We start from the raw sequence: 15972 nt of genomic DNA on the forward strand, positions 1-15972 counted from the left end.
CCCTTCAATCATCCTCTACCTTTACAATCGTTTTACTAGGCAAGCAAATTGCTCTATCACCAGGTTTAGTAAGGGTCCCTGTCTTGATACAGATTTTATCGGGGCAGTCCGCTTCTACAAATTTAATCGAACCCTTTTCGGCCACAATCAGCACTCTTATGCCATCTTTAAATTCAAAAGTTTGAGGTTCCTGTACACTGTTAAGATCAATTTCAGCCATACGCTTTCCATCGCGTGTTATATCACTGCTTTAAGGCCAGCACTTGGTTTTTGACTTCCATCTTTAAAATAGAACCATAACAGTGGTATTAATACCATAATTCCAAGCGCTAATAAGAAAATATCGCCTTTTTTTAAGCTAGGCCTTTCTTTCATATTGGAATTTGATACCCCATTTCATGGTTATGATTTAGTTTACATACTCAAATTCTTGGCTTTCATCTTGAAATTCAAATTTATCCTTCAATCCATCGGTAACATAAATTTTTTTAGCTTGGGTGATAAAAATAGCCTCTACTCCTCCGTATTTACGGATGAGCTCCTTTCCTTTCTCAAAACCCAAAATAAAAACAGCTGTATCCAGAGCATCTGCTGCCAAAGAAGAGTCAGTGACCAAGGTTACACTCATGAGGTCCGATTTAGCAGGGTACCCTGTCGTTGGATCGAGGATATGATGATATCGTTGCCCGCCTTCTTCAAAGTATCGTTGATAGTTTCCTGCTGTTACTACAGCTTTGTCTGTTACCTTGACAGCGCCAACTATTTGATTTGCATTGCTTCCTTTAGGCCGGGGATTACTAATTCCAATTTTCCATGGGCTCCCATCTGGTTTGCTGCCTAGTGTTACGACATTCCCACCAAGACTAATATAGGCTGACTCAATGCCATTCTGCTTATAGATCTCAATGGCAGCATCTCCTGCATATCCTTTGGCAATGCCCCCTAAATCGATTAATTGTCCAGCCTTTTTCAGACCTGCCGAGTCTTGATCAACCTGTAAACTTCTATAATCAACCAGAGGAAGTAATTTTTGCAATTCCTCCTGTGCAGGAATACGCGCATAATCTGTTCCTATCCCCCAGGCTTTCACCAATGGGCCTACGGTAATATCAAAGACTCCGCTACTTAGTTCGGCTGCTTCCTGTGCCTTTTTTATTACCTTGATAGTCTCTGGATCCAACTTAGTATCTTTTATCCCAGCATTCACATTTATTTCATTAATATCCCCTACAGGGGCATTAAACGTCAGAAGTCCTTCGAGGTATTTCATCTTTTCTATTACCTGATTGCTGGTCAGTTCGCCGTTTTCACCGTATACCTTTTGAGAAATAACCGTTCCCATAGCAAAGGTATCAGCTTCATATCCATCAGCTTGATCTTCCATATCAACATTTGTGTTACAGGCTGTCAATATCACTGTTAGGAGAATTAACAGTAACACTGCAGCCAGCCTTATTTTTACATTTCTTGTTAAGATCAACTTTCAAGCTCCTCTAATGTGGATATTTTAGTAATGTCATTTCAACGATGGGTCTGTTTTCCTTTAAGAGTATATCTCTGCAAAATCATTAAAAGATAATAGGCAACACAGGCAAACAATTCCATCATAGCAAGATATTCTGCAAAGAATAGCATTGCCGACTGCTCAGAGTCAAAGAATGCAAACTCGATTTTCAAAAGCAGGTAAGAGGCAATATCGTTATTAACAAACCCATACACCCCATAAGCAGCAATCAGGATTAATATCAGTCGAAGCACTGCCTTATATGGGTGAGGGGCCGACTGAACTCCTAATGACCTATAGACTAGGCCCATAATCATCTTCCAATGCAGACCCAGATGCAGCGACATCAGCAAAAAGCCCCAATAGGCTGACAACATATGCAGTTTCCGGGCCAAGGCCATCCCCCCGTTTATGGGCAGAAAAGAGAAGACATGGCGTGACATCATTATGCCGCTTATCATCAACCCAAGCACAGTTGCAACCACAATCAGATTAATAGCGGTTTGCAGGATTCGCTGCGGAGTATATTTCCCCCGGAATAGATTTAGGTACCAGTTGGCATTTAGGACATTATGAAGGATAAACAGCATGAACATCAGCGCTCCAACCCATTCATGTACTTTCTGTCCCGTTAACATATGGGCCATAAGAACTGGCAACAGCACAGTTAATAAAATATCAAGGGTGATTTTAAATTTCAGCTTTGGTGTCATTTCTATATTCCCATTTCATCAAGCCATTTGGCCACATCAGCTTCAACCTTCAGAACATCGACTTGACTAGTGGTGAATCCTTTCATAACAGCGGCATTCGGTTCTAGCTTCTTAATAGTCTCTATCGTATTGGAAAACCCACTGCCATTGTGCGTGGCGAAAGGTATGATATTCTTTCCTGAGAAATCATATTCCTCAAAGAAACTGTAAAGAGGCATGGGTAAATCATACCACCAATTTGGGTAACCGATAAAAATCGTATCGTAATTGTCCAGGTTTTCAATATGGGACACTAATTCTAGCCGGGCATTTGCTTTCTGTTCTTTGGCAGCAAAATCTATCAGTGGATTTAGATCTCCCGGATAATCCTGTTCAGTTTCAATGGAGAAGAAATCTCCACCCACCTTTCTCTGAATTGTGTCTGCAAGAACACGGATGTTTCCCTTGGCTTCTCCATTCACTTCACGCACACTGGCAGAAGAAATTGCATCAACTTCACTGTTTTCTGCAACAGCGAAGTAAACTAGTAATATCTTTTTGTCTCCCGATCGGACAATCTGCTTTTCGGTACTATTAGTGTTTGTGTTTGTTTCTGTCCTAGTACTGCAGCCACTTAAAGATATGATTAGCAGTATAGACAGGACAGCAATTATTTTGTTTTTCATTTTCTTATTATTCATATACTCTCCTCTTATTTCAACATACCCATTTCCTTTAGCCATGCCTTCACCTCAGCTTCAGAGTCAGCCACATTATTTCTGGAAACGGTCAATCCATCTTTGCTTACAGTTGCCTTGGGCTGCATTTCAGCGATCGTGCTGACAGTGCGGGAAAATCCGTTGCCGCCGTGGGGGCAGAATGGGATGATGGTCTTGCCGGAGAGGTCGTATTCCTCAAGAAACGTGTAAAGTGGCATAGGCAAATCTCCCCACCAGTTGGGGTACCCAAGAAAAATTATGTCATAGTCCTCCATATTCTCCACATGGGTAGCAAGCTTGGGACGCGCATTTTTCTTTTGTTCAGCAGCCGCCTGATCTACCAGCGGGTCGTGATCCAGCGGATACTGTTGCACCGTTTCAATTGAAAACAAATCGCCACCGGCTGTTTGCTGAATCACTTGGGCCATATACTGAGTATTGCCTAATGCTTTTCCGTCTTTTACCACAATACTGGCTGAAGCAATTGCATCCACACCGGCTGTGTTAACATCCTCCGGCATAGTGAAATAGGCAATCAGTATATTAGAGTTTTTGGTAGCGGACTGTCCAGAGGAGGAGTCAGTGGACGATTCGCTTTTCGGTGTAGAGTCGCCAGGGGATACGGTTGTTGAGTCTGAAGAAGATTTTTGCGTATTGTCGGAGGAGGGTGTTTTCTTGTTGCTGCACCCAACAATGGAAACTATCATAATCAGAGACAGCAAAATTGCTGTTGCTTTTTTCACTGAGATTCTCCTATCTTGTTTTGAATTTTTAACCTTAAGAAACTTCAGATCTGTCAAGAGTTCTTTGTTGATTTAAAAGCATTCTGTCAAAATATCTAATATTTCTTCCTGGGTCATTCGCCTATAGCTTCCGGAAGATATGTTGCAGGAATCGGCGATTTCTTTCAGCATAGCCTTATCTGTCAGGCCCAACTCCCGCAGAGTAGTGGGCAAACCTATCTCACGGATAAACTCAGCAAGGGCCTCAACACCCTCCGCCGCAAGCTGTTCTTCTGTTTTACCGTCAGAGGAAATCCCCCAGACATGGGTGGCAAAGCCTGCGAATTTGGAAAGTCCATGCTTGTAAATATGACGGTAATAGACCGGATGAAGTACCGCCAAGCCGTAGCCGTGGTTGCAATCCGTATAGGCGCCAAGCTGATGCTCAATTTGATGGGCCTGAAAGTCAGTCTTTTTCCCTAGCTTTATGATTCGGTTTTCAGCCATAGTGGATGCCCACATGAGATTACTCCGAGCCGTATAGTTTGACGGATTTTTCAAGGCAATGGGAAGATTGCGGATGACGCTTTTCATTAACGCTTCGGAGATGCCATCGGAAACATTGTCCTCATTGGGCTCACTAAAATAGATTTCCATGATGTGGCTTAAAATGTCCAAGCCGCCGGAAGCAGTTTGTTTTGGGGACACGGTAAAGGTGTATTCGGGATTCATCATGGCGAATTTGGGATTACATTTTGGGTAGTCACGTCCTGTTTTCACCTTGACTTCTTCATTGGTAATCACCGCACCACCGTTCATCTCGCTTCCCGTACCTGAGACGGTGACAATCACACCAAGGGGTAAGGGCTCAAAATCCACAATGCCGGGTCTTGCCCAAAAATTTCCCCAGACATCCTCCTGGCTGACAGCCGCCATAGCAACCGCTTTGCAGCAATCCATCACCGAGCCGCCACCTACACCGAGAATGACATCGACCTGATTCTCTTTGGCAAGCTTAGCACCCTCTAGCACCTTTTCATAGGTAGGGTTGGCCATAATATTGGAAAATTCGATGATATTTTTTCCTTCAGTTTCTAATATAGCGGTTACCTCGTCATAAATACCGTTCTTTTTAATGGAACCACCGCCATAAGCCAGCAGAACGTTATTTCCATAACTCCTCAGGGCGTCGGCAAGATACTCTTTTACGCAGCCTTTACCGAAATAAACCTTTGTTGAGTTTTCAAAAACAAAATTATTCATAGTAGGCAATACTCCTTTCGGTAATTAGACACAGAGGAGAATCAATTTCCTTCAACCACATTTCTTTAGCGGGAATCCCGTATTCTGTCGGGAATAGAAGCCCTCCCAAGCTTAGATAGCCATCAATCGGGCCCCCATCTCAAAAGCTTTCTGACAATCTATGGGAAAACCTTCAGCCCTGACTTGAACTTTATGGTTTTCATCAAATTTAGAAGCGGCATATTGGGAGTAATCATCGAATTGAAGAGCTATGCTGTATCCGGATAAGAGTCTACAATATCCTGGATAGCAGAAAGCTTTCTTGCTGTAACTACTGCATTATCCCCCTGTTTCAGCACAGCCTGAGCAAGACTGCGGCCGAGGCCGCTGGAACAACCCGTAATTAACCATGTAGACATATTTATATCCTCCCTCTTATTTCAACATACCCATGTCCTTTAGCCATGCCTTCACATCAGCTTCAGAGTAAGCCACATTATTTCTGGAAACGGTCAATCCTTCGTTGCTTACAGTTGCCTTGGGCTGCATTTCAGCGATTGTGCTGACAGTGCGGGAAAATCCGCTGCCGCCGTGGGGGCAGAATGGGATAATAGTCTTGCCGGAGAGGTCGTATTCCTCAAGAAACGTGTAAAGTGGCATAGGCAAATCTCCCCACCAGTTGGGGTACCCTAGAAAAATTACATCATAGTTCTCCATATTCTCTACATGGGTAGCAAGCTTGGGACGCGCATTGTTCTTTTGTTCAGCAGCCGCCTGATCAACCAGCGGGTCATGATCCAACGGATACTGTTGAACCGTTTCAATTGAAAACAAATCACCACCGGCTGTTTGCTGAATCACTTGGGCCATATACTGAGTATTGCCTAATGCTTTTCCGACTTTTACCACAATACTGGCTGAAGCAATTGCATCCACACCGGTTGTGTTAACATCCTCCGGCATAGTGAAATAGGCAATTAGTATATTAGAACTTTTGGTAGCAGACTGTCCGGAGGAGTCAGTGGACGATTCGCTTTTCGGTGTAGAGTCGACAGGCGACACGGTTGTAGATTCCGAAGCAGAATTTTGCGTATTGTCAGGGGAGTTGGAGCTTTTAGTGGCGGACTGCCCAGAGGAGTCACTCGACAACTCGCTTTTTGGTGTAGAGTCGACAGGCGATACGGTTGTAGATTCCGAAGCAGAATTTTGCGTATTGTCAGAGGAGTTGGAGCTTTTAGTTGCGGACTGTCCAGAGGAGTCAGTGGACGATTCGCTTTTCGGCGTTGCTTCCTCAGACGATACTTGCGCAGAGTCCGAGGAAGCTTTTTGCGTATTGTCAGAGGAGGGTGTTTTTTTGCTGCTGCAGCCAACAATGGAAAATATTATAATCAGAGATAGCAAAATTGCTGATATTTTTTTCATTGAGATTCTCCTATCTTGTTTTGAATTTTTAACCTGTCTCACGGATAAACTCAGAAAGGGCTTTAACGCCTTTTGCCGCAAGCGGTTCTTCTGTTTTACCGTCACAGGAAGTCCCCCTGATATTGGTGGCAAATCCTACGAATTGCAATTAATACTCCTTTCGTTAATCCGCCCTTCGAATTTTCTTGACTGCTCATATCGGATGGTATCGGCTAATGTTTAAGCATACTGCTGTTCTCCATACAGCCCGTAAAAAACAGCATTAGTAACAGGATGAGCACGACAAAATATGCTTTTTTCATTAACAGGTACTCCGTCTTAAGATTTTTCCTGATTATTCTCTTACATTATAAAAAGAATTGAACTTATACAGAAGTCTATATAAGTTCATGAGTATAAACCTTTGGGTTATAATCAAATGTAAAAAGAGTTCATGGAACAGTCTGCTCCATGAACTTCTATCTGATATTTTATCTACTGATTCAATTTAATAACCTGTTCAACGGCACGAATAAATAAAAGAACTTAGCCGCCGCGTGGTAGTTGTAGATGCCCTGTCGGTTGAAGTACGAAGGCTCACTCCTTAACTACCTGTTTCAAAACTGCATTATAAACCTCTATAAAAGTCTTCTCTGTTTTTCTGGCGATAGTTCTGCAATCTTCATATTCAGGAGCATATTTAGTAAAACCATTTTTCGAAGCCACCTTTACCCTGACCTCACCAAATTCTGTAGATACCTTGATGATCTCTCTGTTCATACAATATCTATTGAATCTGCTTCTTCTTAATCCCAGGGTCGTTGTCTCCCTTAGAATCATATCGGCAAGCTTCTCTTCATCCTGAATCCTGGCAATGACCGTCAGCATAACTGCAGGGCGGTTCTTCTTCATAAAAATGGGAGTATAAAATACATCAAGTGCTCCATTTTCAAACAACTGTTCCATCGTATAGCCCAATGCTTCGCCGCTCATATCATCGATGTTGGTTTCAAGAAGGGCTACCGCCTCAGGAGTATCGTTATCAACTTCATCCATAGTACCCATAAGGAGCCTTAAGGCATTGAAGCCGACGGTTTCTCTTTTTCCCATACCATAGCCTACCCGGTCTACAAACATTGGCGGCATACTGCCAAAACCTGATGACAGGCACTTGATTATCCCCATTCCGGTGGGAGTGATAAGCTCTGTACTTATATCAGTTTGTACCAAAGGTATTCCGCTTTGGGACAACATCTGCATCACCGCCGGTACAGGAACCGGTATAGTGCCATGCTGACATTTTATAAAGCCATGTCCATCATACAATTTTGAGGCATATACTCTGTCAACTCCAAGTAGGTCAAGGCATATGGCTGTGCCAACAATATCTACAATGGAATCAACTGCTCCGACTTCATGGAAATGCACCTCATATATGTCTTTATCATGTACTTTGGCTTCAGCTGCGGCAATCTCCCTGAATACCTTTTTACTGAAATCTTTTGCGCTTTGTGATACACCACTCTCATCAATGAGCGCCTCAATGTCTCTCAAGTTTCGTGCATGATGGTTGAAAGAGTGACTGTGGTTGTGCTTATGGTGATGATGCTCATGAACATGGTTGTTTTCGTGCTGATAATGGTCATGGTGATCCTCTTCATCGTCGCTCAAAATTACGTTGACATCCATACCGGTTATCCCATTTTTTATGCTTTTACCTATAACAAGCTTATATCCCTCAAGCTTAAGCTTATCAAGCTCTTTTCTGAAGACCTGTTCATCAACACCCAGATCCATCAATGCTCCAAGGGTCATATCTCCGCTGATCCCTGAAAAACAGTCAAAATAGAGTACCTTCATCTAATAATTCCTCTCCATAAATGATTCTGAAGAATCCATTTCATTATTCTTTATGCGGCAATTCCTACACCGTTTGTCAATTATCGTTCTTTTGATTTATCCGCAAATTTTATAATTGATTAATTATACTGGCATTATAAGCTGCGCCGAATCCATTATCGATATTGACGACACTAACACCGCTTGCACAGCTATTCAGCATGGATAAAAGTGCCGAAAGACCGCCAAAGTTTGCTCCATATCCAACGCTTGTTGGGACAGCAATAATGGGTTTATCCACAAGCCCTCCTATAACACTGGCAAGTGCTCCTTCCATTCCGGCGACTACGATAACAACCTTTGCCCCTCGAATGATATCCATTTTTGCTAAAAGTCTGTGAATGCCTGCAACTCCCACATCCATAATTTTTTCCACACGGTTCCCAAGAATAATGGCCGTTTCGGCTGCTTCTTCTACTACGGATATATCAGAAGTTCCTGCTGAAACAATGGCAATATAACTACTAGCTGTGAGAGGATCTTCTCTTTTTTGAATTGTGATTGTTCTTCCTAGAGGGTTATATCTGGCTTCTGCACAAATAGTTTTTACTGCTTCGTACATTTCTTCGCTAGCTCGAGTTGCTAAAATATTATTTTCTTTGGTCAGCATATATTGGATGATACTTTTTAGTTGCTCGACTGTTTTTCCTTCGCAATAGATAACCTCAGGGCATCCTACCCGTATTTCGCGATGATTATCAATCTTAGCAAAGCCCAATTCCTTATAGGGTAAATCTTCTAATATATCTATCGCCGCTTCGACTTCTAATTCCTCGTTCTTTACCTTCTGAAGCAGATTTCTTATATCCACCTTATTCATTATATACTCCCGCTATTTCCTAGATATATCCAACGTTATTTCCCTATTGCCTCACTAGCTACTTGGTTTTCCGCATTCAAATTCCACCATGCGGAAGACGGAATGTGCAGGTCTGAATCTAATAGGACAGTTTCACAAATTTGAGGGGCTATTAGGTTTACGTCTGCTTTTTTTGCTCCTTCAAATGCTCGTTCTATTGGTTCTTTCCAACCATGATTAGCTAATGTAAACGCTCCCCAATGCATCAACATCATATTCTTGCCATTTATATCTAAATTTGCTTGGACAGATTGTTCTGGTGTCATATGAGTATCCGCCCAACGTCGGTCATATTGACCTCCTTCAATTAATGCCATATCAATAGGCCCATATTTCGTTCCGATTTCCTTAAAATGGGATCCATATCCACCATCTCCGCTGGCGTATAAACGTGTGCTTTTGCCAAGAATGACCCATCCTCCCCATAAAGTAGTATCTCGATTAAAAATCCCTCTTCCAGAGAAATGTCGGGAGGGTGTCAAGGCAACGGTTAAACCATGGTGCTCCATTTCGTCCCACCAATTGAGTTCCGTAATTCTTTCTTTTGGAACACCCCATCGAATCAAATGGGTACTTACTCCAATAGGAACAAAGAAATGTGATACTTTGCTCTTAAGCTTAACAATGGATTGATAATCTAAGTGGTCGTAATGGTCATGAGAAATAAAGACTGCGTCAATCGGTGGCATTTCGTCAATAATATTTAGCATATCTTCACTATATTTATACCTTTTAATGCCTGCAAATGAAACTGGTGAGGCAATAGGACCTAACATAGGGTCTATCAGTAGTTTTTTATTATCGATACTAACTAAAAAAGCAGAGTGCCCGAACCAAGTTAAACTATCTTTTTCGCTTTTAATTTTGTTCCAATCAATGACGGAAACAGGAATTTCACCAGTCGGATTACGGTCTGTAGTTTCGGCAACAGCATCCTTATTCGCCGATACAGATTCTGAGGAACTCATGCTCAACACTGTTGGAACCTCATTAACAAACTTCCCGTTAACATAATTATCAAACTGGCTATAAATTTCTTTTTCCGCTTTAGATGGATTTCCACCGAAAGATGGGTATAAGTTTATAAATAAAGTAATTCCTACAACTAGTAAAGCTAAAAAACCGAAAAAATATAACACTATCTTAATAAGCTTTTTCATATTTATAACCATTCCTTTTGCTGCGTCTCTACCTTAAGTGAAATGGTTCAGTTTAAACTGAACATCGAGACTTCGGCGGGGAGTCTATCCCATCGAAGCAGAGTACGGGGGCCATTCCCACTTTTAGATGTGGGAGTCTTACGATTGGATAAACAGAATATCAGCGGCAAGACCTCTTGATCATTATAAGAATAATTGAGCTTATACAGAAGTCTCTAAATGTTCATTAGTATAAACCTTAAGGTTATGTCCAAACTTAACAAGAGTTCATGGAACGATCTTCTCCATGAACTCTTGTTTGGTATTTCACTTACAGATCCAATTCAAAAACCTGTGCCACAGCACGAATAAATGTCAGGACTTGCGGTGATGGGTTTGGCGAATACAGCAATCCGAAAGGAATGACATAATCCCACTGAACAGGCAGGATTTTGAGTAAGGGGTGAACATTTTCCCAATTTCCAACTGCCATCAGAACATCCTTGCCGCTTTCGCATTGGTTGAAGACGTTTACATCATAAAAAGGAAAATCGACAACATTGATTTGGGGGTAATTTTCCCAAATATTATCCCGCAGTAAATCTACATAACTGTTCCAGCCCCGCCGAATCAACATCAGATTTTCACCGATCAAATCCGAAACGGTCAATATGCTTTTTGCGGCAAGCCTATGGTGAATGGACACAGCACAGCAAATCGGCTCTTTGGAAAGCTCCAATGCCGCGCAGCCACGGTGTTTTAAAGTTGATCCATCATACAAACCTGCTACAAGATCGATATTCTGCCCCAAATTTTTTAAGATTTCCCTGGCGTTTTCCGGTGTGTTCTCAAAAGGAACCAGCTGAAACTTCAGCTCCGGACAATGCTCATGTATTTTAGGCCACAGCTCCATCAGAAATTGGGTCGGCGTCATAAGCGAAGTGCCGATGCGAATAATATTTTCATTACCCTGCATCGCATTTCTTGCTCTGACGAGCGAGTCCTTAGAATACTGAATGAGGTATTTTGCGTCTTTGTATAGGGACTTTCCTGCTTCGGTCAAAGTGATCCCCCGATGTGTACGGTCAAGCAGCCTCAAATTCAAGTCGGACTCTAGCAGATTAATTTGCTTGATGACTGCGGTAGGAGAAATATGCAGCTCCTCCGCAGCTTTGGAAAAGCTTCCTGAATCTGCGACCTTAATAAAAGTATCTAACTGTAGCTTGTACATGAAACATCATCACCTTCTCCCTTTTATATAGCATCACTTAGTTTTATCGCACTAGGTTTGTTAAATATTCAACTGTTTGTGGATCATAATGTGAGAAAAATAAACTTTCCCCTGTATCTAAATCAGCAATCAAATTCATATCTTCTTCTGTCAATTCGAAATCAAATACATCAATGTTCTGTATCATTCTTTCCTTATGAACCGATTTAGGAATTACTGCTACACCTCTTTGAATTAGGTATCTCAAGGCAACTTGAGCATTGGATTTGTTGTATCTATTTCCAATTGATTTTAACGTTTCATCACCAAATAAGTTGTTTTTTCCTTCCGCAAAAGGTGCCCAAGCTTGAATTTGTACGCCATATTTCTTCATGATTTCCTGGGCTTTTATTTGTTGATTGAATGGATGTGTTTCAACCTGGTTGACTGCCGGAACAACTTCATTGAACTGAATGAGGTCGATTAATCTATCTGGATAAAAGTTACTTACACCGATTGCTTTAATTTTACCTTCCTTATATAGTTCTTCCATTGCACGATATGTTCCATAATAGTCATTAAATGGCTGGTGGATTAATACTAAATCTAAATAATCCAGCTGTAGTTTTGCTAATGATTCTTCAATAGAATCCTTTGTCTTTTCATAGCCTGCATTGGAAATCCATACTTTTGTAGTAATGTATAATTCCTCTCTTGGAATACTACATTTTTTAATAGCTTTTCCAACAGCTTCCTCATTACCATAAGCCTGTGCTGTATCGATTAAGCGGTAACCTACCTCTATTGCATCCAGTACACATCTTTCACATTCTTCCTGGTCTGGAATTTGGAATACTCCATATCCTAAAATGGGCATCTTGACACCATTGTTTAATTCTACATACTTCATTCCAATTTCTCCTTTATTCGAATTTATCCTGCTTTTGCCCTCTGATTGATCAGAACTAACTTTACACAGTTAATTTTACTATGCTCAATTTATTGTATCCCCTTCGAGATAACTTGAAGTCAAGAATTGGCAAAGATCAGTTCTCGCTCACATTCTTGAACACTCGAACCAAAAGGAAGTTAAACCGTTTTCACAATCTACACCATATTGCATGTTATGAGCCGTCAAGAATGTGCTGACGATTGAAAGGCCGATCCCAGTCCCCTTTTTTCGTCCGCCTTGATGTTGACTACGCTGATATCTTTCCCAGATGATTGAGCGGTCTTCTTCCGGGATAGGTTCACCGGGATTGATAACGGATACCCGGATCTTGCTGTTCAGGTTCTCAATCACTACGGAAATTATTCCTTCGTCTGCAGTATGATTGATGGCGTTATTCATCAGATTCCTCATCACCTGACAGATTTTCATCGCGTCTACCTGAACAGGAATGTCATTCCGCGTGCTTTCCAATCTGATCGTAATTCCATATTCGGCAGTGCTCTGTTCACAATTAGCTATCTCCGACTCCACAATCTCATACAGATTGTACCAATCCTTTTTTAGCTGGATATACCCTGCCTGCAGCTGAGAGTAGTCCATGATGTCGCTGACCATCTCGCTCATTCGACCGGCTTCCTGAATAATCAGGTTAAGGTTCTCATTGCGCTTTTCATCCTCTCTCCAGTTGATATCCCGCACCATTTCGGCATATCCCCTGATCAGGGCCAGAGGTGAGCGCAGCTCATGGGACACGTTGGCGATGACCTCTTTACGAAGAATGTCCACTCGTTGGAGGGCCTGACTAAGCTCTTCTACTGAATCAGATAATTGCCCAAGTTCATCGTTTAGGGATAGCCCCGGTGTTGCCGTTAGTTCGCCCTTGGCAAGTTTGTCTACAGTGCCCTTGATAATTCGAATTGGCTTAACGAAGCGTCGAGATAATAAGGCGGCAACCATAGCTGCAGCAAGTGTAAGGATGATACTCAACATCACCAGCTGATTGCGATTGATCTGAAGCACGGTGTGCAGCTGATCCAAGGAATGATATAAAACAACCGATGCTTGTCGGTTGCCGTAGGACACTGGAATTCCAATTTCCAGCGCTATCGGCTCGGTATTATAGCGCACAATTTTATGATAAGATTTTCCCAGCAAAATCTGCTGATATTCCTGGCTCTCTTTTAAATACTTGATAAAACCGGACATATCTGCCATGGATTGTGTATCCAATTTATGCCCCGCACTGTAAAGGGAGATTAACTTTCCGTCACCGTCAATCACCATCATCTTGCCGTTAGTGGCTTTGCTTAGTGATAGTATCATTTGCTCATTATTGGCGAGATCTTTTATTTTCAATTCTTCCATAATAGGCTCCAACCGACTCTCCACCTCAGATACAGTGGCGTTTACATAGTTCTGCTGAAACAAAAATATTTGCACAACCCACATAAAAGCGACGCTAAGCACCACCAAGACCATCATAATTAACCACAAACGCACTACAATTTTGGAGCGGAAGGGCGATCTTTTACGGATTTTACTTATATTCAAATTTATACCCAACCCCCCAGACGGTTTGAATAGTTTTCCGGTAATCTCCTAAGTGCTCCCGAAGTGATTTGATATGGGTATCTACCGTACGGACATCACCATAGTAGTCATATCCCCAGACATTATTCAGCAGCTGGTCCCGTCTGAGGACAAGTCGTTCATTCTGTACGAGATATAAGAGTAGATCAAACTCTTTGGGTGGCAAGTTCAATACCTTTTCACCGGCGGTTATTACTCTTGATCCGGGAGAGATACAAAGCTCTCCAAAAACAAGCTTATCACTTGTCTTACTGCCGCTGCGCTTGAGTACTGCGCCGATACGGGCCATCAGCTCCCTTGGACTAAATGGCTTAGCTAAATAGTCGTCTGCCCCCAGGTTAAAGCCCAATAATTTGTCGTATTCCTCGCTGCGGGAAGTCAGCATAATAATCGGAACCTGGCTCTCCTTGCGTATTTCCCCCAAAGTTTCAAAACCGTCGAGCCCTGGCATCATGACATCCAGCACCACGATATCAAACTGTGTGCTATTTACTTTTCCGATGGCTGTTTTGCCGTTTTCGGCCTCCTCGCATCGGAATCCGTCAAGTTCGGCATAGGTGAGCACCAGCTTTCGAAGATGTATATCATCATCGACAATTAGTAATTTTGGAATCACGATCCCTTCTTTCTCTAAATTAAGATACCATTTTGCTGAAGGATCGGTCAAATGCCCATTCCCTTCGTGCGCTGCACAACAATCGCGGCCACGCCTTCAACCGGGCAAACTTTTTCACAAGTACCGCAGCCTACACACTTATCGGCTATAACCATTGGCGGGTTATGTTCATCGCCTTCGATTGCCTGAACCGGACATTGCTCGCCGCATATAATACACTGTTTATTATCAACCCAGGCAATGCAACGCTCTTGATCAAGTACAGCTGTACCCATCTGAATTTTTTCCAAAGGTACTTTAGCAATCGCCCCTGTTGGGCATACTTCCTGGCAATTAAAGCATAAAACACAGTTGGCCTGGCGAGGGATGATATAAGGTGTTTCGTAACTTTCAAAGCCGTAAGTAAGAGGCATCGCCTGCAGCGCGTTGTTAGAACATGCCTTAATGCACCTGCCGCAACGGTTGCATACAGCTGTGAAATCCGCTTCCTGAAGGGCCCCTGGCGGACGCAATACGTTTTTTGCTGTCGCCCCGACGCTTTTCCATAAAGCCACGGCTGCAGCAACAGCGACTGTGATTTTAATAAACTGGCGACGCGAAGGATTATTCTGTACCTCTGCATTACCGGCGGCGACCTCCTTCTCAGTTTTGGAGCTTTTACCGAATAGCGGGAGCCAGTGAACTGCTTTTGTCGGGCAAACCATTTGACAGTCTCCACAGACCAAACAGCCTTCTTTCGCCGCCCCAATATCAAGCGGCGCCGCATCTACGGAACATATGTTAGCGCATTTAGAGCACCGAATGCAGTTACCGTCAACCTGATAACGGAATAAGCGCAGCTTTGCCACTAACGACAGCAGTATTCCTGTGGGACATAATACACTGCACCACAGCCGGGAGGACAATAAAGTACCGACAATAATGACAATGAGCACCCAGGGAACTGCTCCTTGTAAGCTTCGCACGATCTCATGGCTGAATAGTCCAAACGGAGTTAAAAAGAGTACCCAGTTTGAGCCCAAAACAAAGATCACTGCTAAAAACAGGAACCAAACGTAGCGCACAGGCTGTGAGCGGTGTAATATATTTATCCTAATTTTATTAATTACCCTGTTTTTAAATACAGCCCTGCTTATTTTGTCAACAAGCATTAATAAAGCACCAAAGGGGCAAAGCCAGCCGCAAAACACCCGCCCCACTAGAAGAGTTGCAACCAGTGTCAGCAGCGGCAACCATGCCCATACCGGTACGCTGTGCTGCCAGCGCAAATAACTGATCAACACCCAGGGGTCAAGCCGAGAAAACCATTCTAAGACCTCTGCCTGCCACTCAAGCGGGTAAACCAAAGCGGTAAAAAGATAAACAAAAAAAGTGAGCGATATGCCTTGCAACGCATACCGCAAGCACTGTACCAATTTAAATTTCAT

General features: G+C 42.6%; 17 protein-coding genes. 1 reads left to right on the plus strand and 16 read right to left on the minus strand.

Annotated features, from left to right (window positions below; translation table 11 throughout):
- Positions 1-4: 4 nt before the first annotated feature.
- From BUB11_RS28535 to BUB11_RS28545, 8 genes are all read right to left on the minus strand, one after another.
- A complete protein-coding gene (locus tag BUB11_RS28535) occupies positions 5-220 on the minus strand; it encodes a NusG domain II-containing protein (protein WP_242947680.1) in 216 nt (71 codons plus the stop codon).
- A 189-nt stretch (positions 221-409) separates the two neighbouring features.
- The gene (locus BUB11_RS22565; protein ID WP_073032457.1) at positions 410-1480 is read right to left on the minus strand and encodes an FAD:protein FMN transferase; all 1071 of its coding nucleotides are present in this window, start codon (positions 1478-1480) and stop codon (positions 410-412) included.
- 41 nt (positions 1481-1521) lie between these two features.
- On the minus strand, positions 1522-2217 hold the full coding sequence (locus BUB11_RS22570; RefSeq protein WP_073032459.1) for a DUF4405 domain-containing protein: 696 nt from the start codon (positions 2215-2217) through the stop codon (positions 1522-1524).
- Between the two features lie 2 nt (positions 2218-2219).
- Positions 2220-2897 carry a flavodoxin gene (locus tag BUB11_RS22575; protein ID WP_159436967.1) on the minus strand — a complete coding sequence of 226 codons (678 nt, stop codon included), beginning with the start codon at positions 2895-2897 and terminating at the stop codon, positions 2220-2222.
- Between the two features lie 11 nt (positions 2898-2908).
- On the minus strand, positions 2909-3715 hold the full coding sequence (locus BUB11_RS22580) for a flavodoxin (RefSeq protein WP_242947682.1): 807 nt from the start codon (positions 3713-3715) through the stop codon (positions 2909-2911).
- A gap of 15 nt (positions 3716-3730) precedes the next feature.
- Positions 3731-4900 (minus strand): iron-containing alcohol dehydrogenase, encoded by a 1170-nt coding sequence (locus BUB11_RS22585; RefSeq protein WP_073032461.1) that lies wholly within the window; start codon positions 4898-4900, stop codon positions 3731-3733.
- 248 nt (positions 4901-5148) lie between these two features.
- Positions 5149-5298, minus strand: coding sequence for an SDR family NAD(P)-dependent oxidoreductase (locus tag BUB11_RS22595; protein WP_242947684.1), 150 nt, complete (start codon positions 5296-5298; stop codon positions 5149-5151).
- Between the two features lie 16 nt (positions 5299-5314).
- Positions 5315-5941, minus strand: a complete 627-nt coding sequence (locus tag BUB11_RS28545; RefSeq protein ID WP_282434041.1) for a flavodoxin — start codon at positions 5939-5941, stop codon at positions 5315-5317.
- Between BUB11_RS28545 and BUB11_RS28550 the strand changes: the two genes are divergently transcribed.
- Positions 5901-6524, plus strand: coding sequence for a hypothetical protein (locus BUB11_RS28550; RefSeq protein WP_242947688.1), 624 nt, complete (start codon positions 5901-5903; stop codon positions 6522-6524). The genes BUB11_RS28545 and BUB11_RS28550 overlap by 41 nt on opposite strands.
- A gap of 353 nt (positions 6525-6877) precedes the next feature.
- Here the strand turns inward: BUB11_RS28550 and larC are convergent, their stop codons facing one another.
- The 8 genes from larC to BUB11_RS22640 all read right to left on the minus strand — a co-directional run bounded on the left by larC (position 6878) and on the right by BUB11_RS22640 (position 15972).
- Positions 6878-8140: a nickel pincer cofactor biosynthesis protein LarC gene (gene larC / locus BUB11_RS22605; protein ID WP_073032463.1), complete on the minus strand. Its 1263-nt coding sequence runs from the start codon at positions 8138-8140 to the stop codon at positions 6878-6880.
- Positions 8141-8249: 109 nt separating this feature from the next.
- Positions 8250-8999 carry a nickel pincer cofactor biosynthesis protein LarB gene (gene larB, locus BUB11_RS22610; RefSeq protein ID WP_073032465.1) on the minus strand — a complete coding sequence of 250 codons (750 nt, stop codon included), beginning with the start codon at positions 8997-8999 and terminating at the stop codon, positions 8250-8252.
- 35 nt (positions 9000-9034) lie between these two features.
- Entirely contained in the window at positions 9035-10198 is a 1164-nt protein-coding gene (locus BUB11_RS22615) for an MBL fold metallo-hydrolase (protein ID WP_084110470.1), read from the minus strand.
- Between the two features lie 310 nt (positions 10199-10508).
- The gene (locus BUB11_RS22620; RefSeq protein WP_073032469.1) at positions 10509-11408 is read right to left on the minus strand and encodes a LysR family transcriptional regulator; all 900 of its coding nucleotides are present in this window, start codon (positions 11406-11408) and stop codon (positions 10509-10511) included.
- Positions 11409-11451: 43 nt separating this feature from the next.
- Complete coding sequence (locus tag BUB11_RS22625; RefSeq protein ID WP_073032471.1) at positions 11452-12297, minus strand: aldo/keto reductase; 846 nt, start codon at positions 12295-12297, stop codon at positions 11452-11454.
- 147 nt (positions 12298-12444) lie between these two features.
- The gene (locus BUB11_RS22630) at positions 12445-13890 is read right to left on the minus strand and encodes a sensor histidine kinase (protein ID WP_073032473.1); all 1446 of its coding nucleotides are present in this window, start codon (positions 13888-13890) and stop codon (positions 12445-12447) included.
- Positions 13877-14596 carry a response regulator transcription factor gene (locus tag BUB11_RS22635; RefSeq protein ID WP_242947690.1) on the minus strand — a complete coding sequence of 240 codons (720 nt, stop codon included), beginning with the start codon at positions 14594-14596 and terminating at the stop codon, positions 13877-13879. Before BUB11_RS22635 ends, BUB11_RS22630 begins: the two co-directional genes overlap by 14 nt.
- The gene (locus BUB11_RS22640) at positions 14593-15972 is read right to left on the minus strand and encodes a 4Fe-4S dicluster domain-containing protein (RefSeq protein WP_073032475.1); all 1380 of its coding nucleotides are present in this window, start codon (positions 15970-15972) and stop codon (positions 14593-14595) included. The genes BUB11_RS22635 and BUB11_RS22640 overlap by 4 nt, the downstream gene beginning before the upstream one ends.

The organism is Desulfosporosinus lacus DSM 15449, assembly GCF_900129935.1.
Taxonomy (GTDB): Bacteria; Bacillota; Desulfitobacteriia; order Desulfitobacteriales; family Desulfitobacteriaceae; genus Desulfosporosinus; species Desulfosporosinus lacus.

Coding starts and splice junctions, on each gene's coding strand:
- BUB11_RS28535 (WP_242947680.1), bottom strand. CDS start 220: ATGGCTGAAATTGATCTTAACAGTGTACAGGAACCTCAAACTTTTGAA.
- BUB11_RS22570 (WP_073032459.1), bottom strand. CDS start 2,217: ATGACACCAAAGCTGAAATTTAAAATCACCCTTGATATTTTATTAACT.
- BUB11_RS22575 (WP_159436967.1), bottom strand. CDS start 2,897: ATGAATAATAAGAAAATGAAAAACAAAATAATTGCTGTCCTGTCTATA.
- BUB11_RS22585 (WP_073032461.1), bottom strand. CDS start 4,900: ATGAATAATTTTGTTTTTGAAAACTCAACAAAGGTTTATTTCGGTAAA.
- BUB11_RS22595 (WP_242947684.1), bottom strand. CDS start 5,298: ATGTCTACATGGTTAATTACGGGTTGTTCCAGCGGCCTCGGCCGCAGT.
- larC (WP_073032463.1), bottom strand. CDS start 8,140: ATGAAGGTACTCTATTTTGACTGTTTTTCAGGGATCAGCGGAGATATG.
- larB (WP_073032465.1), bottom strand. CDS start 8,999: ATGAATAAGGTGGATATAAGAAATCTGCTTCAGAAGGTAAAGAACGAG.
- BUB11_RS22615 (WP_084110470.1), bottom strand. CDS start 10,198: ATGAAAAAGCTTATTAAGATAGTGTTATATTTTTTCGGTTTTTTAGCT.
- BUB11_RS22620 (WP_073032469.1), bottom strand. CDS start 11,408: ATGTACAAGCTACAGTTAGATACTTTTATTAAGGTCGCAGATTCAGGA.
- BUB11_RS22625 (WP_073032471.1), bottom strand. CDS start 12,297: ATGAAGTATGTAGAATTAAACAATGGTGTCAAGATGCCCATTTTAGGA.
- BUB11_RS22640 (WP_073032475.1), bottom strand. CDS start 15,972: ATGAAATTTAAATTGGTACAGTGCTTGCGGTATGCGTTGCAAGGCATA.